We start from the raw sequence: 21,363 nt of genomic DNA, 5'->3' as shown, positions 1-21,363 counted from the left end.
CGCACGGGACCCGGCACGAGCACCCTCGGGAAGGACACGGACGCCATGGACGCGGACGCCATCGTCGTCGGAGCGGGCCTCGCCGGCCTGGTCGCGGCGCACGAACTCACCAGCCGGGGCCGCCGGGTGGCCCTGGTCGACCAGGAGAACGCCGCCAACCTCGGCGGCCAGGCGTTCTGGTCCTTCGGCGGCCTCTTCCTCGTCGACTCGCCCGAGCAGCGCCGCCTCGGTGTCAAGGACTCCCTCGACCTCGCCTGGAGCGACTGGCAGGGCAGCGCGGGCTTCGACCGCCTGGCCGACGAGGACTCCTGGGCGGTGCGCTGGGCCCGCGCCTACGTCGAGTTCGCGGCCGGCGAGAAGCGGTCCTGGCTCCAGGGGCACGGCATCGAACTGCTCCCCACCGTCGGCTGGGCCGAGCGCGGCGACCTGCGGGCGGACGGCCACGGCAACTCCGTGCCCCGCTTCCACATCGCCTGGGGCACGGGCACCGGCGTCGTCGAGCCCTTCGTCCGGTACGCCCGGCAGGCCGCCCGGGACGGACTGCTCACCTTCCACCACCGCCACCGGGTGGACGAACTGGTCGTCGAGAACGGCACGGCGCGCGGCGTCCGCGGAACCGTCCTCGTCCCCGACGACTCCCCGCGCGGCGCCCCCTCCCGCCGCGACCGCGCCGGCGACTTCGAACTGACCGCCCAGGCCGTCGTCGTGACCACCGGAGGCATCGGGGCCGACCACGACATCGTCCGCCGCCACTGGCCCGCACGGCTCGGCACGCCCCCCGCCCGGATGGTCACCGGCGTCCCCGCCTACGTGGACGGCCGCATGCTCGACATCAGCGCAGAGGCCGGCGTACGGCTCGTCAACCGCGACCGGATGTGGCACTACACCGAGGGCCTGCACAACTGGGACCCGGTCTGGCCCGGCCACGGCATCCGCATCCTGCCCGGGCCGTCCTCCGTCTGGCTGGACGCCCGCGGCCGCCGGCTGCCCGACCCCTGCCTGCCCGGCTACGACACCCTCGGCACCCTCAGGCACCTGCGCACCACCGAGGACATCGCCGGCTACGACCACTCCTGGTTCGTCCTCACCCGGAGAATCGTCGAGAAGGAGTTCGCGCTCTCCGGCTCCGAGCAGAACCCCGACATCACCGCCAAGGACCGGAAGGCCGTGCTGCGCGACCGGCTGCTCGGCAAGGGCGCCCCGGCCCCCGTGCGGGCCTTCCTCGACAAGGGCGCGGACTTCGTCACCGCCGGCACCCTGGAGCGACTGGTCGAGAAGATGAACGCCCTGACCGGCGAACCGCTGCTGGACGCGGCCGAGGTGCGCCGCCAGATCGAGGCCCGCGACCGGCAGATCGCCAACCCCTACAGCAAGGACTCCCAGATCCAGGGCATCCGCAACGCCCGCCGCTACATCGGGGACCGGCTCGGCCGGGTCGCCGCCCCGCACCGCATCCTCGATCCGGCCGCCGGCCCCCTCATCGGCGTCCGCATGCACGTGCTCACCCGCAAGACACTCGGCGGCATCCAGACCGACCTGGACTCCCGCGCGCTCGGCGCCGACGGCACCCCGGTGGCGGGGCTGTACGCGGCGGGCGAGGTGGCCGGTTTCGGCGGGGGAGGCGTCCACGGTTACAACGCGTTGGAGGGCACCTTCCTCGGCGGCTGCCTGTTCTCCGGGCGGGCCGCGGGACGCGCGGCGGCGCGGCAGACGGCCTGACCTCAGCCGTTCAGCAGCTCCGCCAGCACGGTCGCGTGGTTCTCGTCCGTCTTCTTCGACGCCGTCAGCAGCGTCACCTTTCCCTCGCGGGCCGACCTGCGGAGGCCGTCCAGCACCTCGGCGGCCTCCGGCGCGTCGAGCTCCGCCTCGTACCGGCTGCGGAACTCCTCGTACGAGCCGCCGCCGTGGAACCAGGTGCGCAGCTCGCTCGACGGCGTGATGCCCTTGGGCCACTCGTCGATCCGTGCCTCCTCCTTGCTCACTCCGCGCGGCCACAGCCGGTCGACCAGCACGCGCAGCCCGTCGTCGGGCTCGGGCGAATCGTAGATCCGGCGTACGCGCACGCTCACGGTCGGGCCTCTCCGCGTGGGGGACGGTCGTGCGAGCGTACTGCGCGGCACCACGCCCACCGGCGGCGACGCGGCACGACTTGACCGGAACAAGGGCGAAGGGCGGCCGCCGCCGCCCCTAGTGTGGCGGCCACCCCGGCACCGGTCATCCCTGAGGAGCGCACGTGACGCCACCGCGCAGACAGCCCCGCCGCCGTACCGCCGCCCTCGCCACCGTTTCCGTCGCCGTGGCCGCGCTCCTCGGCGCCGCGGCACCCCCGGCACCCGGCGGCACCGGCGGCTCCGGCGCGGGCGACCCGTACTTCCCGCTCATGGGCAACGGCGGCTACCACGTCCGGCACTACGACCTGACGCTCCGCTACGACACCGGCTCCCGCCGCCTGGACGCCACGGCGCAGCTCACCGCCCGCGCCACCGAACGGCTCGACCGCTTCGACCTCGACCTGAAGGGCCTGACGGTCACCGCCGTCACCGTCGACCGCCGGGCGGCGGCCTTCCGGCGCGCCGGCCAGGAACTCGTCGTCACCCCACGCCACGCCCTGCGCGCGGGGCAGGGGTTCCGCGTCCGGGTCGCCTACCACGGCACCCCGAAGCCCGTCACTGACCCCGACGGCTCCCCGGACGGCTGGATACCCACCGACGACGGCGCCTTCGTCGCCGGCGAGCCGCAGGGCGCGATGACCTGGTTCCCCGTCAACGGTCACCCCAGGGACAAGGCGTCCTACGACTTCACCCTCACCGTGCCGCGGGGGCGTACCGCCGTCGCCAACGGCGTCCTGCTCGGGCAGCGCACGGCGCACGGCCGGACCACGTTCCGCTGGCGCGAGACCCGGCCCATGGCCGCCTACCTGGCCACCGCCACCATCGGCAGGTTCCGCGTCGAGCGGTACACCACCCGCGACGGCATCCAGGTGTACAACGCCGTGGACGCCCGCGAGGCGCGCGCCGCCGCACCCGTCCTGAAGCGGCTGCCCGACGTGCTCCGGTGGGAGAGCGGGCTGTTCGGGCCCTACCCCTTCCGGGCCGCCGGCGCCATCGTCGACCACGCCCCGGACGTCGGCTACGCCCTGGAGACCCAGACCCGGCCCCTCTACGACTCCGCGCCTGATCTCGGCACCCTCGTCCACGAGAGCGCCCACCAGTGGTTCGGGAACTCCGTCTCGCTCACCGCCTGGCGGGACATCTGGCTCAACGAGGGCTTCGCCACCTACGCCGAGTGGCTCTGGAACGAACGGCACGGCGGCGACAGCGCCCAGCGCACCTTCGACGCCCTGTACGCCCGGCCGGCGAGCGACGGCCTGTGGGCCTACCCGCCCGGTGACCCGGGCGGCGGCGCGGGCCTCTTCGGCGCGCCCGTCTACGCGCGCGGCGCGATGGCCCTGCACGAGCTGCGCCGGGCCGTCGGCGACGGGGACTTCTTCCGCATCCTGCGCGCCTGGGCGACCGGGCACCGCGACGGGCACGGCACGACCGCGCAGTTCGTCAGGCTTGCCGAGGAGAAGTCGGGGAAGCCGCTGAAAGGGCTGCTCCACACCTGGCTGTACGCGCCGGGCAAGCCGAACAGCCCCTGAGACACGACCCGTCCCCTACGGCCCGCGCCCCGGTCACCCCGGGCGGTGCGGGCCCCGACCACGCCCGCGGACTGTGAGCCCTGACCACTTCCAAGCATCCGTCGGCCAAGGCCGCCCCATGATCCGACGCAGAACCGCCGTCGCCCTCGTCGCCTCCCCGCTACTGCTCACCGGCTGCGGCGGGGCCGAGGCGACCGAGCGCCGGACGCCGCCGGGCCGCCCCGCGCCGGCGCCCACCCCGAAGAGCTCCACCCGGGCGGCGCCGCGCGGCATACCCGGGCTCGGCCCCGCGCGGCTGGCGCAGATGCCCGAACGCTGCGAGCAGGCCGTCGTCGTCACCGGGCGCGGCCGCAACTCCCCGCTCTGCACCGTCGTCCTGTACCGGCGCACCGACACCGGCTGGCAGGCGGGCCCGGCCTGGCCCGCGCACAACGCGCTGCGCGGCTGGAGCGCCCACCACCTCGTCGACGACCTGCGCTCCCCGATCGGCGTCTACACCCTCTCCGACGCCGGCGGTCTGCTCCCGGACCCCGGCAGCAGGCTCCCGTACGACCGGTCCGGCGGCTTCCACTCGCCCGGCACCGGCTTCCGGGGCGAACCGCTGGAAGGCTCCTTCGACTACGTCGTCGCCATCGACTACAACCGGAAACCCGGCACCTCGCCCCTGGACTGGACCCGGCCCCTCGGCCCCGAGCGCGGCGGCGGGGTGTGGCTGCACGTCGACCACGGCGGTCCCACCCACGGCTGCGTCAGCGTCGCCAAGGCCCACATGAAGGACCTCCTGCGCACCCTGGACCCGGCCCGGCACCCGGTCGTGGTCATGGGACCCGCGGACTGGCTCGCCCGCTGAGGACCTTGGGATCTCGTCCGCGCACATGACTGGTCGCCGGGGACGACGAGGAGCAGGCCGAGCTGTTCCTCGGCATCGGCGACCAGAACCCGGCCCGGTTCGCCATGTCACCGGCCAACAAGGTGTCCCCGGTACCGGGGAGCGGGAGCCGGGGGTAGGGGCAGGGCCCGTCGCGCCGCTGCCCGGGCGGGCGCCCGGTGACCCGGTGGCGGCCCCCGGACACGGCGGCGGCCGGCCGCGTCGCCGCGGGCCGGCCGTCCGTCCTTCCGTCCGTCAGCCGGAGCGTGGCCGGGAGCGCGCCCGGCGCCGCAGCGCCCGCCGTTCCAGCTCCGTCGTACCGCCCCAGACACCGATGCTCTGACCGGTGTCCAGCGCCCAGTCGAGGCACTGTTCCCGGACCGGGCATCGCCCGCACACCGCCTTGGCCTGCTGCGCCTGCACCTGCGCAGGCCCGGTGGTGCCGATCGGGAAGAACAGATCGGGGTCCTCGTGACGGCACGCGGCATGCTCGCGCCAGTTGTCCATCGAAGTCTCCTGGATCGATCGAAGTCGTCCGTGCCTTGCCGCATGCGTCCGGCATGCGCTCTCCGGTTCGGGTGACCGGTCGGGACGACGTGAAACGGCACAACCGCGGACGATCGGGCGGCGATCCGACTCCGGTCACCGTGAGGCGCCCCGGAACGCGTGCCCCGCGGGGCCGCTCAACGGGCCGGGAGGCGGCGGGCGAAGGGCGCCGGGCACCCCGACCGGCCACCGGCTACCGGGAGTTCGGGCGGCCCGCCCGCCGCCCTGCCGACGAGGCCCGGCGGCCCGGCGCCGAGCGCGGCCCGCCCGCCGTGCCCCTCAGCGCCGCAGCGCGCCGGCCGCGGTCTCGGTCACCGCGTCGGCCAACGCCGCCAGCGCGGGGGAGTCGAGCTTCCACTGCTGCCAGTACAGCGTCACGTCCACGTGCTCACCGGGGGCGAGGAGGGTCAGCCGCCCCCGCCGCAGCAGCGGCCCGGCCTGCGGCTCGGGGACCATGCCCCAGCCGAGCCCCGCGGCGACCGTGTCCAGGAACCCCTCCGAGGTGGGCACCTGATGCCGGACCGGGCCGGCGGCCCGGCGGCCGAGGCGGCGCACGAAGCCGTCCTGGAGGTCGTCCTTCCGGTCGAAGACGACGACCGGCGCGCGGGCCAGCGCATCGGGCAGGGGACACCCCGACAGGTGGGTCCCGGCGAACTCGGGGGCGGCCGCGGGCAGATAGCGCATCCGGCCGAGAGGGCGCACCGTGCAGCCCGGCACCGGCTCGGCGAGGGAGGTCACCGCCGCCATCACCAGGCCCTCCCGCAGCAGCGCCGCCGTGTGGTCCTCGTCCTCCCGGTGCAGCTCGAAGCAGAGGCCCGGAACCCGGGACAGGGCCGGCAGGAACCAGGTCGCCAGCGAGTCCGCGTTCACCGCCACCGACACCCGCGTCGGCCTGCTCGGCTCCTCCAGCCCCAGCTCGCCCCAGGCGTCCCGCTCCAGGCGGGCGAGCTGCCGGGCGAACCGGACCAGGACCGCACCGGACTCGGTGGGCCGCACCGGTTTCGTGCGCTGGAGCAGCACCCGGCCGGTGCGCTGCTCCAGGGCCTTGACCCGCTGGCTGACGGCCGACGGCGTCAGGTGCAGCGCGGCGGCGGCCGCGTCGAAGGTGCCCTCGTCCACCACGGCCAGCAGTGTCCGCACCTGTTCCACGGGAAGATCCGAGATCATGACGGCTAAGGGTACGTAAAAATCTTTAGCTGTACTTGTGACCACGGCTTTCCTACCGTCGGGAGCATGAACCACGCCCTGACCGCCGCGGTCGCCGGATTCGGCACCGGCCTCTCCCTGATCGTCGCCATCGGCGCCCAGAACGCCTTCGTCCTGCGGCAGGGGGTGCGCCGGGACGCCGTCCTCGCGGTGGTGGGCATCTGCGCGCTGTCCGACGCGGTGCTCATCGCGCTCGGCGTCGGCGGGGTCGGCGCGGTGGTCGTGGCCTGGCCCGGCGCGCTGCGGACGATCGGGCTCGCCGGCGGTGCCTTCCTGCTCTGCTACGGCGCCCTGGCCGCCCGCCGGGTCCTGCGGCCCGGCACGGGCCTGCGCGCGGAGGGCGCGGCGGCCGGCTCACGGCGCCGCGCGGTGCTCACCTGCCTGGCGATGACCTGGCTGAACCCGCACGTCTACCTGGACACCGTGTTCCTGCTCGGCTCCCTGGCCGCCGACCGGGGCCCGCTGCGCTGGACCTTCGGGCTCGGGGCCGCGCTCGCCAGCCTGTGCTGGTTCACCGCGCTCGGCTTCGGGGCCCGGCTGCTCGGCCGGCACCTGGCGCGCCCGGGCGCCTGGCGGGTGCTGGACGGTCTGGTCGCGGTGACCATGCTGGCCCTGGGCGCGTCCCTGGTCCTCGGGGCCTGAGGAATCGGTTCGAACCACACGGATGTTGCTGGGATAGTCAGCTTCGCGAAGCGAAAAGATGTAACGAGCAACCAGGACATCCGTGGACACCAGCGAGAGCAGTACGACCGAGAGCGGTACCGGCGCGCCGGCGGACGGGGCCCCGCCCCGGCGCGGCTGGCGCCGCTGGGCGATGGACACCCGCCCCCTGCGCATCCCCGCCTACCGGCGCCTGTGGACCTCGACCATCGTCACCGCCGTCGGCAGCCAGCTCACCGCCGTGGCCGTGCCCAAGCAGATCTACGACATCACCCACTCCTCGGCCTGGGTCGGCTACGCGAGCCTGGCCGGGCTGGTGCCCATGGTCGCGTTCGCGCTGTGGGGCGGGGCGGTCGCCGACACCGTGGACCGCCGCAAGCTGCTGCTGGTCACGAACATCGGCATCGCGGTGACCTCGCTGCTGTTCTGGGCGCAGGCCGCCTCCGGTCTCGACTCCGTCGTCGTCCTGATGGTCCTGCTCGCGCTGCAACAGGCGTTCTTCGGGCTCAACTCGCCCGCCCGCACGGCCTCCATAGCCCGCCTGGTGCCGGCCGAGCAGCTGCCCGCCGCCAACGCGCTGGGCTCGACGGTGATGCAGACGGGCCTGGTGGCCGGCCCGCTGCTCGCCGGTGTGCTCATCCCGGTGATCGGGCTGCCCGAGCTGTACCTCGTCGACGCGCTGGCGCTGTGCGTGACGGTGTGGGCGGTGCACCGGCTGCCCGCGCTGCCGCCGCTCGACGGGTCCGTCGCCCGCCGGGCCGGCCTGCGCGAGATAGCGGCCGGGTTCCGGTACATCTCCCGGCACAAGGTGCTCCTGCTGTCGTTCCTCGCGGACATCGTCGCCATGGTGTTCGGCATGCCCCGCGCCCTCTTCCCGCAGCTCGCGGCCCAGACGTACGGCTCCTGGGGCTCGGGCTTCGCGCTCGGCGTGCTGTTCGCCGGCATCCCGGTCGGCGCGGTGCTGGGCGGCCTGTTCTCCGGCGTGTTCTCGCGGGCCCGCCGGCACGGCTGGATGGTCATCGGATCGGTCGTCGCCTGGGGCGCGGCCATCGCCGGGTTCGGGCTCAGCGCCAACCTCTGGCTCGCCGTCGTCTTCCTCGCCGCGGCGGGGATCGCCGACATGGTCTCGATGGTGTTCCGCGGCGCCATCCTGCTGTCGGCCGCGACCGACGAGATGCGCGGCCGGATGCAGGGCGTCTTCACGGTTGTCGTCGCGGGCGGGCCGCGCCTGGCCGACGTCCTGCACGGCACCGCCGGAGCGGCGTTCGGCCCGCGGGCGGCGGTCGCGGGCGGCGGGGCCCTGGTCGTCGTCGGGATGCTGGCCCTGACCGCGGCGGTCCCGGCCCTGCGCCGCTACCGCGTCTGACGGGCTACAGCGGCCCCCGCGCCCGGCGCATCGTGTACTGCTCCATCAGCTTGCCGCGGGTCGTCTCCAGACGGTGGGCGAGGATCTCGGCCACCGTCCGGACCACCGAGAGCCCGAGCAGCGGGTCCTCGACGCACAGGGCGAGCACCGAGGGCCCGTCGAACTCATAGGCGCGCACGTTGCTGAAGGCCACCGCGCCGAAGTCCCACCGGTACGGCGGGAACAGCCAGGACCAGCCGAGGAGGTCGCCCGCGCCGAGCGTGGCCACGGTCACCCGCTGCCGGGAGGTCACCTGCTGGTCCAGGTGGACCGCGCCCGAGCGGATCACCCAGAACCGGTCGGCCGTGCCGCCCGAGTCGAAGATGCGGCTGTCCTCCGGGAAGGAGACCTCCTTGGCGACCTCCATCAGGCGCTCGCGCTGCGCCTGGGGGAGGGCGGTGAGCAGTTTGATCGCTTTGGTCATGGCTCGGGGCTCCTCGCCGGAGGCGGTAGCGGGTGCGGTGCTCAGACCCATTTCAGCCGCTGCCGTCGCGCCGGGCACCTCGAAGGGCACCGTTCTCCGCCGCCGTGCCCCCGTCCGGGCATGAGAAAGCCCTGGCTGGACGGGGGAAGCCAGCCAGGGCAGTAGGAGGTGACGCGTAGGAGGGGGGAGGACGGTTCCGCGCCACTCCCGCATCACGTATGTATGAACGGTAAACCACTTGCCGGACCGATGGGTACCCCAAAGCGGGTCAAGTGACCTGTTTCACTCCGTCCGCCCGGTCCGCGGCACTGCCCGGGCTGACGATCTCCGCCAGCACCCGCAGCACGGCCTCGAACGCCCGCGCCCGCTCGGCCGCCTCCCGCGCGCCCTCCGGGTCCGTCGCCGCCAGTCTCCGCGCCCGCTCCCGCCAGGCCCGCTCCTCGTCGGCCGCGTACTCCCGGCCCCGCCGGATCCGCCGCAACAACTCGTCCGCGTCCACGACATCCGTCATGAGGGGCGGGTACCCGCCGGAAGGCGGGTGATGGCACCGGCGTCGAAGGTGTTTGACGATGCCCCCGGGGGTCAGCCGAAGGGGAGAGAACCTGGCAATCCGGGCACCGTCCAGGGAGGAAAGGATGCTCGCCATGCACCGGACCAACTCCTCCGCGGCCCGGCCGGATCCCCGTCCACGCGTGCCCGGCCGGCCGGCCGAGGCCCGCAGGACCGTGGAGCGGGCGATGACCGAGGCCTGCCGGGCACGCGCCCTGCCGTGCCCGCCCGAGGCGGTGTCGGACGCGCTGCTCGTCACCTCCGAACTGACCACCAACGCCCTCCTGCACGGCGGCGGCATCACCGGCTTCGACGTCGGCGTCGACTCCGGCGGCGTCCGGGTCTCGGTGAGCGACCGCAGCGACGAGCTCCCGGTCGCCCCCCGGCCCGGGGACGAGCAGGACCGCACCCGGCCGCACGGCCGCGGCTGGCCCCTCGTGTGCCGGCTGGCACGGGACGTCCGCGTCGCCGAGCTGCCCTGCGGGGGCAAGCGCATCACGGCCGTCGTCCCCCTGAACTGAAGCGGTGGCGGAAGTTCCGCGACGCGGCGTTTGCCCCCACCACCGGGGGGCAGGCGGAGTTTCGTGCTTCGGACCGGAGGCGCGCGCCCGGCGGGGAACCGCTGCCGGGGCACGCACCTCGCGTGCCCCGTGGCTCCCCGCGGCGACCCCTGACACCACCGTTCGGGCCTGACCCGGAACCACTGTTCCGGCCGTGCCCTGAAACCACGTTCAGGAGCGATTCCGCATGCTGACCGACCTGTCGACGAACCGTCCCGGCGCGACCGCGCCCGCCGGCGCCCACGCCGCCACCTCCCCCGCCCCTGGCCGCCGCAACCACGACGACGCGCCCGACACCGCGGAACTTTTCTCCCGGCTGGCGAACCTGGACGAGGGACCCGAGCGGGACGCCGTGCGCGACGAGCTCGTGACCGCCTGGCTGCCCATGGCCCACCGGATCGCCGGCCGGTTCCGCGACCGCGGCGAGTCCGTCGAGGACCTGCGGCAGGTGGCCGCACTGGGACTGGTGAAGGCCGTCGACCGCTTCGACCCCTCCCGCGGTGCCTTCGAGAGTTACGCGGTGCCGACGATCACCGGTGAGGTCAAGCGGCACTTCCGCGACCGGATGTGGGCCCTGCGGGTGCCCCGCCGGGTACAGGAGCTGCGCAACCGGGTGCGGGTGGCCCGGCGTGAGCTCACCCAGCACCCCGGGAGCCCGGAACCCAGCGTGGCCGACCTCGCCGCCCACACCGGGCTCACCGAGGAGGAGGTGAACGCCGGCCTGGAGGCGCTGGAGAGCTTCAGCACCCTCTCCCTGGACGCCGAGCTGTCCGCCGGCGACGACGGCTACAGCCTCGCCGACACCCTCGGCGAGACGGAGACCTCCTACGACGTCGTGGTCGACCGCGAGGCCGCCAAGGAGGGGCTGCGCCGGCTGCCCGAGCGGGAGCGGGCCATCCTCTACATGCGCTTCTTCGAGGACATGACGCAGAGCCGGATCGCCGACCGGCTCGGCATCTCCCAGATGCACGTCTCCCGGCTGATCAGCCGGAGCTGCGCCCGCGTCCGCGACGAGGTGCTGGGCAGCCGCCGCCCGGGCGCCGGCCCCCGGTGACCGCTCACCCGCGGGGCTGGGCCGGCCCGCCCGCGACGCCGAGCGGACGCGCCAGGCCGGAGACGGCCTCGTCCAGCCGCTGCAGATGACGCAGCACCCGGTCGGTCACCCGGCCGTAGCGCGGGGTGCGCAGGGTTCCCGGCTCCAGCATCGACGCGATGCTGGAGCCGGTCTCGATCTCCACGGCGGCCCGCGGGTCCGCCACGTGCGCGGCGATCGCCTCGATGTTGTGCACGATCCGCCCGCACGCCCCCTTCAGCCGCGGGTCCGCCGCGATCGCCGGGTGAGTCGGCAGCAGTTCGGCCGTGGCCGCGAGGGAGCGCCCGTGGTAGGCGCACGTCTCCAGCAGGGCCACCACGTACCGGGCGGTGTCCCGGCGTGAGCGCAGCGGCGTGATCGGATGGGTCAGCGGCTGGCTTGCCGCCCGCAGGTCGGCCAGCGCCTGGTCCAGCTCGCGCGCCTGCTCCACCAGGTCGCCGGAGGAGCCGCCGCTCAGCTGGTCGACGGCTTCCCGCGTCAGCTCGGCGAGCCGGTCCAGGACCGCCACGAGGAGGTCGTTCGTCCGGCGGTCGGTGCGGATCGGCAGCACCACGGCCGCCGCGATCACCCCGCAGGCGGCGCCGAGCGCCGTCTCCTCGATCCGCAGCACCAGCACCGCCGCGCTGTACGTGTTCAGCAGCGTGTACAGCAGCCCCAGCATCGCCGTGACGAAGAACGACATCAGCGTGTACGACAGGGGCGCGGTGTAGAACATCGCGAAGATGAACAGCAGCACCAGCGCGAACGCCGTCCACGTGTGGTGCCCCACCAGCCCGGCGAGCCCGATCCCGGCCACCACGCCGAGCACCGTGCCCAGCAGCCGCCGGTAGCCCTTCACCAGGATCTCGCCGGTGGAGGCGGTGTTGATGAACACGATCCAGCAGGTCAGCACGGCCCAGTACCAGCGCTGACTGGACAGCAGTTCGCCACCGGCGATGGCCAGCGACGAGCCGACGGCCACCTGCACCGCGGCCCGCGTGGTGGGCCGCTGGAGCCCGGTCGGCTCCGCCTTCTCCGGCTCGCTCTCCTCGCTGATCTCGATCGCGGCGTCCTCCGCGTCCAGCTCCTCGCGGGAGCGGGCGGTGGCGGGGGTGTCGTCGGACTCGTCCTGCGGTCCGTCCAGCGCGACCCGCAGGCCCAGCGCGGCCCGGGCGGCCTCACCGAGCCCGCGGAAGACGTCCTGGACCGCCGGGGCGGCCGCGGGCAGGTTCTCCTCCTCGCGGTAGCCCAGCAGCCGGTTGCGCACCTGGGCGAGCGCGGTCCCCGACGCCTCGCCGGCCGGGCGCAGCATCAGCACCCGCAGCGACTTGAGGTCCCGGCGCAGCGCGGCCGTCGCCTCGTCGCGCACCGGCAGTTCGCCGCCGGACGGCAGCGCGGCGCCGGGCAGGTGCAGGGTCAGGGTGTCGGTCCGCTCGGCGCTGCGCGCGGTGAGCAGCAGCAGGCCGAGCCGCTCGGCGGCGATCTCGGCGTCGGCGATGCGGCGCTGCAGCAGCCGGGCCACCGCCGGGTCGGAGGTGCCGTCCTCCAGCCGCCCCTGGATCATGAGGGCCGTCTCGTGCAGCCGCGCGGTGCCGGTGCGCAGGTCCTCCAGGACCTTGTCCACGTCGTCGGGTCCGGCGTCCAGCAGCTCGGTCTGCGCGGCGATGAGCTGCGCGAGGCGGGCGCGGAAGGCCCGCCGCATCCGGTCCAGGGTGCCCGCCGGGGTCTGCGGCAGCAGCACGAAGCGGGCGGCGGCGCTGCACGCGAACGCCACCGCGATGACGCCGAACAGAGCCGGCAGCCCGGACGTCGTCGCCCCCACGAACAGGGAGAGGAAGTAGATCTGGAAGCCGATCAGCCCGAGCGCCGTGCCCCGGTCGCCGAACCGGCGGCCGTAGACGGCGCACGCGATGAGGACGACGAAGAACAGGTCCCCGGCGACGACCCGCTGGCTGAGCACGGCGCCGAGCGACACCGAGACCAGCGCCACCGGCAGGCCGAGGGCGAGCGTGACGGCCTGCGGGCCGCGCTGCTTCTCCCGGATGGCGAAGGTGGAGACCATGGCCGCCATGGCGCCGGCCACCAGGTGGGGCACCGGGACCCGCAGCACGGCGAGCACGGCGAGCGTCAGGGCGATCGCGACGACCGTGCGCAGTCCCGCGGTGAGCCGGAGCAGTCCTGGGTCCGACGCCGCGAGCCGGTCCCACATGCGTACCCGTCCCGACCGTGCCGCTGCGCTCACGCCGCCGTGCTCTCTCCCGTGTAAGAAAAAGATCTCCGTCCCAGCATCGCACGCGGGTCCGGACTACCTGCCCTCGGCCAGGGTCGCGGCCACCAGGGCGTTGGCGTGGCCGTGCCCGATCCCGTGCTCCGACTTCAGCCAGCCCACCAGCTCCATGTGCCGGGTCAGCGGCGAGGAGCGGATCAGCTCCTGCCACTCGGCGACCGGGCGGCCGTACTTCTTCTCGATCGAGGGGAAGTAGCTCGCCGGGCCCTTGACGGTCTTCTCGGTCATCGTTGGTGCGTCCCATCCGTGTGACGTGGTGCGGTCACAGGGGAAGACCGCCGGTCGGGTGGGAAATGATCGGCGGCCTCGGGGTGTTCCCGGTCACATCACGGCCGGTCGAGAGCGATGTCCCCCACCCGCTCGCGCACCTGCTCCGGCGTCAGGTACGAGTCGGTGTACTCGAAGTCCTTCAGCCGGGCGGGCTTGCGGGCCTGGAAGCCCGTGCGGACGAAATCGTCACCCGCGACCGCGTTCAGCAGCCAGTTTGTCATCACCCGGGTCTTGGCGACGTTGGTGCGCAGCGCCGACCAGTGGTAGCCGCGGGCCACCGCCTGCGCGGGCACCCCGCGCAGCTCGATGCCGAGCGGCTTGGACACCGCGTCCTTGCCGCCGAGGTCCACCACCAGCCCCAGGTCCCGGTGCTCGTACGGCCGCATCGGCAGGCCCCGCAGCGTCGCCATGACGTTGTCGGCGACCCGCTTGCCCTGCCGCATGGCGTGCTGCGCGGTGGGCGGGCAGAACGCGCCCTCCTGCTCCTTGGCCAGGTCCGGGACGGCCGCCGAGTCACCGAGCGCGAACACCCCGTCGTACCCCGGCAGGCACATCTCGGCGGTGACCGCCAGCCGGCCCTTGACCGTCTCCGCGTCGAGCGTGGCCATCAGGGGGCTGGCGACCACACCGGCCGTCCAGATCAGGGTGTGCGTCGGCACCACCCGGCCGTCGGTGAAGGTGACCTCCTCCGGTCCGGCCTTGGCGATCGACACGCCCAGCGAGATCTCGATGCCGCGCCGCCCGAGGATCGCCTGGGCGCTGCGGCCGAGCTTGTCGCCCAGCTCCGGCATGAGCTTGGGCGCGATGTCGATCAGGTGCCACTTGATCAGGCCCGGGTCCAGGCGCGGGTAGCGCTCGACGGCGGCGTGCGTCAGCCGTTGCAGGCAGGCCGCGGTCTCGGTGCCCGCGTAGCCGCCGCCGACCACCACGAACTGCAGCCGCGCGGCCCGCTCGGCCGGATCGTCGCTGGCGTCCGCCAGGTCGAGCTGCGAGATGACGTGGTCGCGGATGTAGGCGGCCTCGGCGAGGGTCTTCATCCCGAAGGCGTGATCGGTCAGGCCGGGGATGTCGAAGGTGCGGGTCACACTGCCCGGGGCGAGCACGATGTAGTCGTAGCGCTCGTTGACGATCTTGTCCGTGATGGTGCGGACGACGCACACCTTGGACTTCAGGTCCACGCCGATCGCGCCGCCCGGGATGATCCGGGTGCGGTACCGCGTGCTCCGGCGCAGGGACAGGGCGATCGACTGCGGTGTGAGCACACCGGAGGCGACCTGGGGCAGCAGCGGCAGGTACAACTGGTAGGCGAACGGCGTCACCAGGGCGACGTCGGCCTCGTCGGGGGCGAGTTTTCGCTCCAGGCGGCGAACGCACTCGACTCCGGCGAAGCCGGCGCCCACCACCAGGATCCTGGGTCGTGTCACTGTGTCCATCCCTTTCTGCGGCCTCAGGCGGTCCGAACCGACGCCGTCCGCCTGTCCCGGATCAGCGCGCACCAACTCCGATCTCACCGCGCCCCCGACCGCTGCGCCAGCGGGGCGCGGCAGGCAGCCGAACGTGTGCGGACCGGAAGGCCCCCGCGCCAGACGGGGTGACCGGCCCGCCCGCGCCTGCACGCCGGCAGCCGTCACCAGGGCAGGAAGGCGTGGATGTCCTTGCCCTTGTCGTGCACGACGACGCTGACCTGGGTGCACAGTGTGTGCATCAGGTGCCAGCCGATGCCGCCGCCACCCGTGCGCGGGTGGAAGGGCCGTGGCTCCGGCGCCGTCCGGTTCGTGTCCCGCATCGTCACGTGCACCCCGTCGAAGGTACGGCGCATCCGCAGGTCGAACGGGCCGGGCGCGTACTGGATCGCGTTCGCGGCCAGCTCCGTCACGACCAGCAGGATGTCGTCCCAGTACTCGTGCTCGCCCGGCGGCGCGTTCCGGGCGAGCGAGCACAGGTACTCCTCCGCCGCGATCCGCGCCCCCGTGACGTTGCGCAGCTCACCCGGGAAGGAGAACGTACGCTCGTGGCTCTCCTCCGAGGGCGGTGTGTCGTCCCAACGCGGCTCCGTCACCATCTCGCAATCTCCGGTCCCGGCCCGGAGGGGTCGGTCCCTCCGACCAGCACGCTCGTCGTTGCTGATCTCTCGCTCCGCTGCGGGTTCCCCGGGCTGCGCGGACTATCCGTCTCCCTTCGGCCCGGTGGGCCGGGCACCCCTGCTCAGCGGAAGACGTCGTCCGTCTCGTCCCACTCGGCGGGCTCCGGGACGAACGGGCGTGACCGGTGACGCGCCTGGTACATCGCCTCGATCTCGGCCGCGTGGTGCCGCACGACGGCGTCCCGGCGCAGTGTCATGGACGGTGTGAGGAACCCGTCGTGCGGCGCGAACGGTTCCTGCAGCACACGGTAGACCCTGATCGACTCCGCGCGGGGCACCCCGCTGTTGGCGTGGGCCACGGCCCGCGCGATCTCCTCCCGCAGCGCGTTCTCCTCGCGGAGCTCCCGGACGGGACGGTCTCCCGGCAGTGCCAGCGCGGCCCGCCAGTGCCCGAGGAAGTCCGCATCCAGGGTGATCAGGGCGCCGACGCAGGGCCGGCCGTCGCCGACCACCACCGCCTGCCGGACCAGCGGGTGCCGGCGCAGCCGCCGCTCCAGCGGGGCCGGCGCCACGCTCCTGCCGCCGCTGGTGACGATGGTGTCCCGCTTGCGCCCGGTGATCGTCAGATAGCCCTCGGGGTCCAGCCGGCCGAGGTCCCCGGTGGCCAGCCGGCCGCCCCGCGCCGCCGCCCCGGCACCGGCGTACCCCTGGAACACCGAGGGCCCGCGCACGAGGATCTCCCCGTCGTCCGCCACCTCGATCTCCGTGCCCGGCAGCGGCCGCCCGACGGTCCCGTACTTCGCCCGGCCGGGCGGCTGCGCGGTGATCACGCCGGAGGACTCGGTGAGCCCGTACCCGTCGAGGAGGGGGACGCCGATGCCCGCGTAGAACAGACACAGCTCGCGGTCCAGCGCGGACCCGCAGGAGGCGCCCCGCAGCACCCGGCCGCCGAGCGCGGCCCGCAGCCCGCGGTACACCGTCCGCTCGTACAGCGCGTGCTGGAGCCGCAGTTCCAGTCCCGGGCCCGGTCCGGTGCCCAGCCGCCGGCGCTCCTCGGCCGCGGCGAAGTCCCGCGCCGTCCGCGCGGCCCGCTCGAACAGGGCGCCCCGGCCGTCCTGCCCGGCGGTCCGCAGGAACGTCTTGTACAGCCGCTCGAACACCCACGGCGCACCGGGCAGGAACGTCGGCCGGAACGTGCCCAGGGACGAGGTCAGCGCCGCCTCGGTCAGCTCGGGCTCGTGCGCCATCAGCACCCCGCCGCGCACACACATCACCATGACCGTCAGGCCGTGGACGAGGGAGAACGGCAGGAAGGCCAGCACCGACGGCCGCTCACCCGGGGGCGCCGCGAGGTGCGCCCGGCCGGCCCGCAGCCGGTCGCCCGCATGAGCCAGGCCCCGGTGGCTGAGCGCGCAGCCCAGCGGGCGCCCGGTGGTGCCGGAGGTGTGGACGACGGCGGCCGTGGAGTCCGGCAGCACGATCCGGCGCAGCGACTCCACCGTGGTGTACGGGATCACCGAGCCCCGGTCGGCGAGAGCGGCCGGCGCGCCCGCGTCGAGCTGCCAGACGTGCCGCAGCCGCGGCAGCCGCGTACACGCGGTGCCCACGGTCATCGCGCCCTGCTCGTCCTCCACGACCACGGCCACACAGCCCGTGTCCCGCAGGATCCGCTCGACCTCGTCCCGGGCGGCGGCCGGATGGACCGGCACGATCTCGGCGCCCACGGTCCACAGCGCGTGGGCCAGCACCGTCCACTCGTAGCGGGTGCGGGCCATCAGGGCCACCCGGTGGCCGGGCGAGATCCCGGCCGCGATCAGGCCCTTGGCCAGCCCGACCACCTCGTCCCGCAGCCCGGCCGCCGTCACCTCCTCCCAGCCGGACGCGGCGGAACCGGCGCGGCGCGCCAGCACCGGCAGGTCCGGGGTCCGCTCCGCCGTCGTGAAGACGCTGTCGGCGAGGCCGCCGGTGAGCGGCGGGACGGGAGCGAGGGCGACGTCGCGCATGCGCTGCTCCTGGTGTGCGGAGGGCCACTGCGCCGATCGGCTCGGTGTCGGCGGTGCTCGAATGTAGCCCAGGTGTCCGCGCCCGGTGACGGGAACGGAGAAGTCGTGATCGGCTGATGATGTGCGCGTAACCGGGGGACTCGGGGGACATGAGCCATGTGAACCCCGACCCGGAACCCGAGCGCACGACCGGACTGGAACCCGGCGGGGGAGTTCCGCCCGGTGAGACACCGCCCGCCGAGAGCAGCATGCCCGAGGCCGGACCCCAGGAGCCGGAGGCCAGGAGCCGGGGCTGGGCCAAGGCCCCGCTGACGCTGATCCTGCTCCTGGTCGCGCTGATCGCGGCGTTCTTCCTGGTCTACGCCCTGATCCTGATCCTGTGAACCCCGGTGGCCCGCGGGGCGCTCACGCCTGCGTGCGCCGCACGCACTCGGTGACGACGTCCCGCAGGCTGCCGGTCCGCTCCAGCAGTTCGCGCTGTTCGCGGGCGCCGTTGCCGCTGCGCAGCAGCTCCTCGACGGTCCGCTCGGCGCGGTCCGCGTCGCCGCTGCCGCCGAGCGCGTCCCCGACGTGCTCCAGCAGGGCGCCCAGCACCTCCCGGGCGGGCCGGGGCCGCAGGGTGGCCGGGTCGAGCAGGTCCTCGTCCAGTCCGAACCGGGCGGCCTGCCAGTCGGCCAGCCGGAGCAGGCTGACCCCCGGGTCGGACACCGGCCGGCCCGCCCGCCAGTCCCGCGCCGCCGTCTCCACCAGGGCCCGGCTCAGCGTCGCGATCAGTACGGTGGTCTCCGCGCCCAGGCACACGTCCGCCACCCGGAGCTCCACGGTGGGGTAGCGGGCGGACAGCCGCGCGTCGAAGTACACCATGCCGTCGTCCAGGATGACCCCGGTCGCGACCATGTCGGCCACCCGCCGGTGGTACTCCTCCGGGGTCCCGAACGGCTCGGTCGGCCCGGCCGACGGCCAGCGGTTCCACACCCGGCTGCGGTAGCTGGCGTAGTTGGTGTCACGCCCCTGCCAGAACGGGGAGTTCCCGCTGATCGCGCGCAGCACGTGCAGCCAGGGGCGGATCCGGTCGAGGACGGCGACGCCCTCCTCGTCGGACTCCACCGACACGTGGACGTGGCAGCCGCACACGAGCTGCTCCCGGGTGGGCACGCCGTACCGCTCGGCCAGCCACCGGTAGCGCTCGTTCATGTTCAGGGAGGGGCTGACCGGCAGCGGCGAGCTGGCGAGCGCCGCCACCCCGCAGCCGATCTCCCCGGCGTGCCGGGCCGCCTCCTTGCGGCAGCGGACGATCTCCTCGCCGAGGGCCGTCATGTCCGACTGCGGATGCGTGGCGAACTCCAGCATCTGCCCGAACAGTTCCTTCTCGAACACGTCGTCCCCGGAGCCGTCCCGAGCCGCGCGGGCGAGTACCGGCGCCGCCAGCGCCTTGGGGTCGCCGCTGTCCGGGTCGACCAGGAGGAGTTCCTCCTCCACTCCGACGGTGCGCACCTGGTGCCGCCCTTCTGTCCGTGCCGCGGGGGCAGTCGTGGATCCGTACGACCCCGACTGCCCCTGGGACGGCCGCCGACACCTGCGGCTCTCAGCCCTCCGGCGCCAGCCAGACGGTGGCGAGCGGCGGCAGCGTCACCGTCAGGTGCTCGTCCCGGGGCCCGGCCGGCGCCCCGGTGCCGACCCCGCCGCCCCCGTAGCGGACGTCGTCGGTGTTCAGCACCTCCCGCCAGGCGGGCACGTCGCCGGGCACCCGCAGGCGGTAGTCCCGCCGGACGACGGGGGAGAAGTTCGACACCGCCAGCAGGGGGGCGCCGTCGGCGGCGAACCTCAGGAACGCCAGGACGTTGTCGTCCGCGGCGTCGCACAGCACCCACCGGAAGCCGCCCGGGTCGGTGTCCCGCTGCCACAGCGCCGGCGTCGCCCGGTACACCGCGTTCAGGTCCCGCACCAGGTCCCGCACGCCCCGGTGGTCACCGGCGGAGTGGTAGTCGTCGCCGAGCAGCCACCACTCCGGGCCGTGTGCCTCGGACCACTCGGCGCCCTGGGCGAACTCCTGCCCCATGAACAGCAGTTGCTTGCCCGGGTGGGCCCACATGAAGGCCAGGTAGGCACGGTGGTTCGCACGTCGCTGCCACCAGTCGCCGGGCATCTTCGACACCAGCGCCTGCTTGCCGTGGACCACCTCGTCGTGGGAGATGGGCAGGACGTAGTTCTCGCTGTAGGCGTACACCACCGAGAACGTCATCTCGTCGTGGTGGTACTTGCGGTGCACCGGCTCCTTCTGGATGTACTGGAGCGAGTCGTGCATCCAGCCCATGTTCCACTTCAGCCCGAACCCGAGCCCGCCGGAGTCCGTGGGCCGGGTCACCCCGTCCCAGGCGGTGGACTCCTCGGCGATGGTCACCACGCCCGGGCAGCGCCGGTACACCGTGGCGTTCATCTCCTGGAGGAAGGCGACCGCGTCGAGGTCCTCCCGGCCGCCGAACACGTTCGGCTCCCACTGGCCGGAGTCGCGCGAGTAGTCCAGGTAGAGCATCGAGGCGACCGCGTCCACGCGCAGCCCGTCGATGTGGAACTCCTCACACCAGTACACCGCGTTCGCCACGAGGAAGTTGCGCACCTCGGTGCGGCCGTAGTCGAACTCGTACGTGCCCCAGTCCGGGTGCTCGGCCCGCGTGGCGTTCCCGGGCTCGTACAGCGGGTCCCCGTCGAACCGGGCCAGCGCCCAGTCGTCCTTCGGGAAGTGCGCCGGCACCCAGTCCATGATCACGCCGAGACCGGCCCGGTGGCAGGCGTCCACGAAGTGGCGGAAGTCGTCGGGGGAGCCCAGCCGCGGGGTGGGCGCGTAGTAGGACGTGACCTGGTAGCCCCAGGAGCCGCTGAAGGGATGCCCGGCCACCGGCATCAGCTCCACATGGGTGAAGCCCATGTCCTTGGCGTAGGCGGGGAGTTCCTCCGCCAGCTCGCGGTACGACAGGCCGGGCCGCCACGAGGGCAGGTGCACCTCGTACACCGAGAGCGGCGCCTGGTGCACGGGTGTGTCACCGCGGTGCGCCATCCACTCGGCGTCGCCCCACTCGTACCCGGACGACGTCACCACCGACGCGGTGTCCGGCGGCACCTCCGCGCACCGCGCCATCGGGTCGGCCTTCAGGAACCGGTGCCCGTACCGGGAGGTGATCTCGAACTTGTACCGGGTGCCCTCGCCGATCCCGGGCAGGAACAGCTCCCACACCCCGGACGCGCCGAGCGACCGCATCGGGTACTGGGTGCCGTCCCAGTACGTGAAGTCCCCGGCCACCCGCACCCCTCGCGCGTTGGGCGCCCAGACGGTGAAGCGGGTGCCTGCCACGCCCTGGTGGACCATCGGCTCGGCGCCGAGCGCCCGCCAGAGCCGCTCGTGCCGGCCCTCCCGGATCAGGTGCAGGTCCAGCTCGCCGAGGGCGGGCAGGAAGCGGTACGGGTCCTGCACCTCCTGCTCCGCGTCGCCGTACGCCACCGCGAGGGTGTACGGCGGGATCTCCGCGAGGGGCAGGACGGTGGCGAAGAGTCCGTCGCCCTCCGACCACATCTCGGTGCGGGTGCCGTCGATCACGACACTCACCGACCGCGCGTTCGGGCGCAGCGCCCGGAACAGCGTGCCGCCCGGCACCGGGTGGGCGCCCAGCAGGGCGTGCGGATCGTGGTGCGCGCCGGCCAGCAGCCGGCCGCGGTCGGCCGGGTCCAGCGGGACGGCCGCGGGCGGCACGGGGCCCGCGGTCTCGGGACGCGTGGTGTCCTTCAGCGCCATGGG

At 74.0% G+C, this 21,363-nt stretch carries 20 protein-coding genes; 8 read left to right on the top strand and 12 right to left on the bottom strand.

Annotation, left to right across the window (positions count from 1 at the left end; genetic code table 11):
• Positions 1 to 45: 45 nt before the first annotated feature.
• Positions 46 to 1,719 carry an FAD-binding dehydrogenase gene (locus ACZ4K2_RS04865; protein WP_467479883.1) on the top strand — a complete coding sequence of 558 codons (1,674 nt, stop codon included), beginning with the start codon at positions 46 to 48 and terminating at the stop codon, positions 1,717 to 1,719.
• Between the two features lie 2 nt (positions 1,720 to 1,721).
• Here the strand turns inward: ACZ4K2_RS04865 and ACZ4K2_RS04860 are convergent, their stop codons facing one another.
• Positions 1,722 to 2,069 (bottom strand): DUF488 domain-containing protein, encoded by a 348-nt coding sequence (locus ACZ4K2_RS04860; protein WP_467479881.1) that lies wholly within the window; start codon positions 2,067 to 2,069, stop codon positions 1,722 to 1,724.
• A 164-nt stretch (positions 2,070 to 2,233) separates the two neighbouring features.
• Between ACZ4K2_RS04860 and ACZ4K2_RS04855 the strand changes: the two genes are divergently transcribed.
• On the top strand, positions 2,234 to 3,640 hold the full coding sequence (locus ACZ4K2_RS04855) for a M1 family metallopeptidase (RefSeq protein WP_467479879.1): 1,407 nt from the start codon (positions 2,234 to 2,236) through the stop codon (positions 3,638 to 3,640).
• Positions 3,641 to 3,758: 118 nt separating this feature from the next.
• A complete protein-coding gene (locus ACZ4K2_RS04850) occupies positions 3,759 to 4,490 on the top strand; it encodes a L,D-transpeptidase family protein (protein ID WP_467479877.1) in 732 nt (243 codons plus the stop codon).
• Positions 4,491 to 4,763: 273 nt separating this feature from the next.
• Here ACZ4K2_RS04850 and ACZ4K2_RS04845 read toward each other — a convergent pair whose 3' ends face one another.
• Both ACZ4K2_RS04845 and ACZ4K2_RS04840 read right to left on the bottom strand, forming a co-directional pair.
• On the bottom strand, positions 4,764 to 5,015 hold the full coding sequence (locus ACZ4K2_RS04845) for a WhiB family transcriptional regulator (protein WP_467479875.1): 252 nt from the start codon (positions 5,013 to 5,015) through the stop codon (positions 4,764 to 4,766).
• Positions 5,016 to 5,333: 318 nt separating this feature from the next.
• Positions 5,334 to 6,221: a LysR family transcriptional regulator ArgP gene (locus ACZ4K2_RS04840; protein WP_467479873.1), complete on the bottom strand. Its 888-nt coding sequence runs from the start codon at positions 6,219 to 6,221 to the stop codon at positions 5,334 to 5,336.
• Positions 6,222 to 6,287: 66 nt separating this feature from the next.
• Between ACZ4K2_RS04840 and ACZ4K2_RS04835 the strand changes: the two genes are divergently transcribed.
• Together ACZ4K2_RS04835 and ACZ4K2_RS04830 are read left to right on the top strand one after the other, a co-directional pair.
• Positions 6,288 to 6,902 (top strand): LysE/ArgO family amino acid transporter, encoded by a 615-nt coding sequence (locus ACZ4K2_RS04835; protein ID WP_467479871.1) that lies wholly within the window; start codon positions 6,288 to 6,290, stop codon positions 6,900 to 6,902.
• Between the two features lie 82 nt (positions 6,903 to 6,984).
• The gene (locus ACZ4K2_RS04830; protein ID WP_467479869.1) at positions 6,985 to 8,286 is read left to right on the top strand and encodes an MFS transporter; all 1,302 of its coding nucleotides are present in this window, start codon (positions 6,985 to 6,987) and stop codon (positions 8,284 to 8,286) included.
• A gap of 4 nt (positions 8,287 to 8,290) precedes the next feature.
• Here ACZ4K2_RS04830 and ACZ4K2_RS04825 read toward each other — a convergent pair whose 3' ends face one another.
• Both ACZ4K2_RS04825 and ACZ4K2_RS04820 read right to left on the bottom strand, forming a co-directional pair.
• A complete protein-coding gene (locus ACZ4K2_RS04825; RefSeq protein WP_467479867.1) occupies positions 8,291 to 8,749 on the bottom strand; it encodes a cyclic nucleotide-binding domain-containing protein in 459 nt (152 codons plus the stop codon).
• A 268-nt stretch (positions 8,750 to 9,017) separates the two neighbouring features.
• Positions 9,018 to 9,260: a hypothetical protein gene (locus ACZ4K2_RS04820; protein ID WP_467479865.1), complete on the bottom strand. Its 243-nt coding sequence runs from the start codon at positions 9,258 to 9,260 to the stop codon at positions 9,018 to 9,020.
• A 124-nt stretch (positions 9,261 to 9,384) separates the two neighbouring features.
• On the opposite strand from ACZ4K2_RS04820, the gene ACZ4K2_RS04815 reads away from it, so the two are divergent.
• Both ACZ4K2_RS04815 and ACZ4K2_RS04810 read left to right on the top strand, forming a co-directional pair.
• Positions 9,385 to 9,819, top strand: coding sequence for an ATP-binding protein (locus ACZ4K2_RS04815; RefSeq protein ID WP_467479863.1), 435 nt, complete (start codon positions 9,385 to 9,387; stop codon positions 9,817 to 9,819).
• Positions 9,820 to 10,045: 226 nt separating this feature from the next.
• Positions 10,046 to 10,912, top strand: a complete 867-nt coding sequence (locus ACZ4K2_RS04810; RefSeq protein ID WP_467479861.1) for a SigB/SigF/SigG family RNA polymerase sigma factor — start codon at positions 10,046 to 10,048, stop codon at positions 10,910 to 10,912.
• Positions 10,913 to 10,916: 4 nt separating this feature from the next.
• Here ACZ4K2_RS04810 and ACZ4K2_RS04805 read toward each other — a convergent pair whose 3' ends face one another.
• The 5 genes from ACZ4K2_RS04805 to ACZ4K2_RS04785 all read right to left on the bottom strand — a co-directional run bounded on the left by ACZ4K2_RS04805 (position 10,917) and on the right by ACZ4K2_RS04785 (position 17,573).
• Positions 10,917 to 13,139: an FUSC family protein gene (locus ACZ4K2_RS04805; protein ID WP_467479956.1), complete on the bottom strand. Its 2,223-nt coding sequence runs from the start codon at positions 13,137 to 13,139 to the stop codon at positions 10,917 to 10,919.
• A gap of 96 nt (positions 13,140 to 13,235) precedes the next feature.
• Positions 13,236 to 13,445 (bottom strand): DUF4287 domain-containing protein, encoded by a 210-nt coding sequence (locus ACZ4K2_RS04800; RefSeq protein WP_467479859.1) that lies wholly within the window; start codon positions 13,443 to 13,445, stop codon positions 13,236 to 13,238.
• Positions 13,446 to 13,543: 98 nt separating this feature from the next.
• Positions 13,544 to 14,920 carry an NAD(P)/FAD-dependent oxidoreductase gene (locus ACZ4K2_RS04795; RefSeq protein WP_467479857.1) on the bottom strand — a complete coding sequence of 459 codons (1,377 nt, stop codon included), beginning with the start codon at positions 14,918 to 14,920 and terminating at the stop codon, positions 13,544 to 13,546.
• Between the two features lie 194 nt (positions 14,921 to 15,114).
• Positions 15,115 to 15,549, bottom strand: a complete 435-nt coding sequence (locus tag ACZ4K2_RS04790; protein ID WP_467479855.1) for an ATP-binding protein — start codon at positions 15,547 to 15,549, stop codon at positions 15,115 to 15,117.
• Positions 15,550 to 15,692: 143 nt separating this feature from the next.
• Entirely contained in the window at positions 15,693 to 17,573 is a 1,881-nt protein-coding gene (locus ACZ4K2_RS04785) for an AMP-dependent synthetase/ligase (protein WP_467479853.1), read from the bottom strand.
• 149 nt (positions 17,574 to 17,722) lie between these two features.
• Between ACZ4K2_RS04785 and ACZ4K2_RS04780 the strand changes: the two genes are divergently transcribed.
• Positions 17,723 to 17,956 carry a DUF6480 family protein gene (locus tag ACZ4K2_RS04780; RefSeq protein ID WP_467479851.1) on the top strand — a complete coding sequence of 78 codons (234 nt, stop codon included), beginning with the start codon at positions 17,723 to 17,725 and terminating at the stop codon, positions 17,954 to 17,956.
• 22 nt (positions 17,957 to 17,978) lie between these two features.
• Here the strand turns inward: ACZ4K2_RS04780 and ACZ4K2_RS04775 are convergent, their stop codons facing one another.
• A complete protein-coding gene (locus tag ACZ4K2_RS04775; protein ID WP_467479849.1) occupies positions 17,979 to 19,067 on the bottom strand; it encodes a glutamate--cysteine ligase 2 in 1,089 nt (362 codons plus the stop codon).
• Positions 19,068 to 19,158: 91 nt separating this feature from the next.
• Positions 19,159 to 21,360 (bottom strand): 1,4-alpha-glucan branching enzyme, encoded by a 2,202-nt coding sequence (gene glgB, locus ACZ4K2_RS04770; protein WP_467479848.1) that lies wholly within the window; start codon positions 21,358 to 21,360, stop codon positions 19,159 to 19,161.
• Positions 21,361 to 21,363: the final 3 nt, after the last annotated feature.

The sequence above is a fragment of the Streptomyces sp. NPDC025833 genome, from assembly GCF_055558055.1.
The sequence above is the reverse complement of the archived record's forward strand: the minus strand, read 5'-3'. Positions and strand labels throughout refer to the sequence as shown.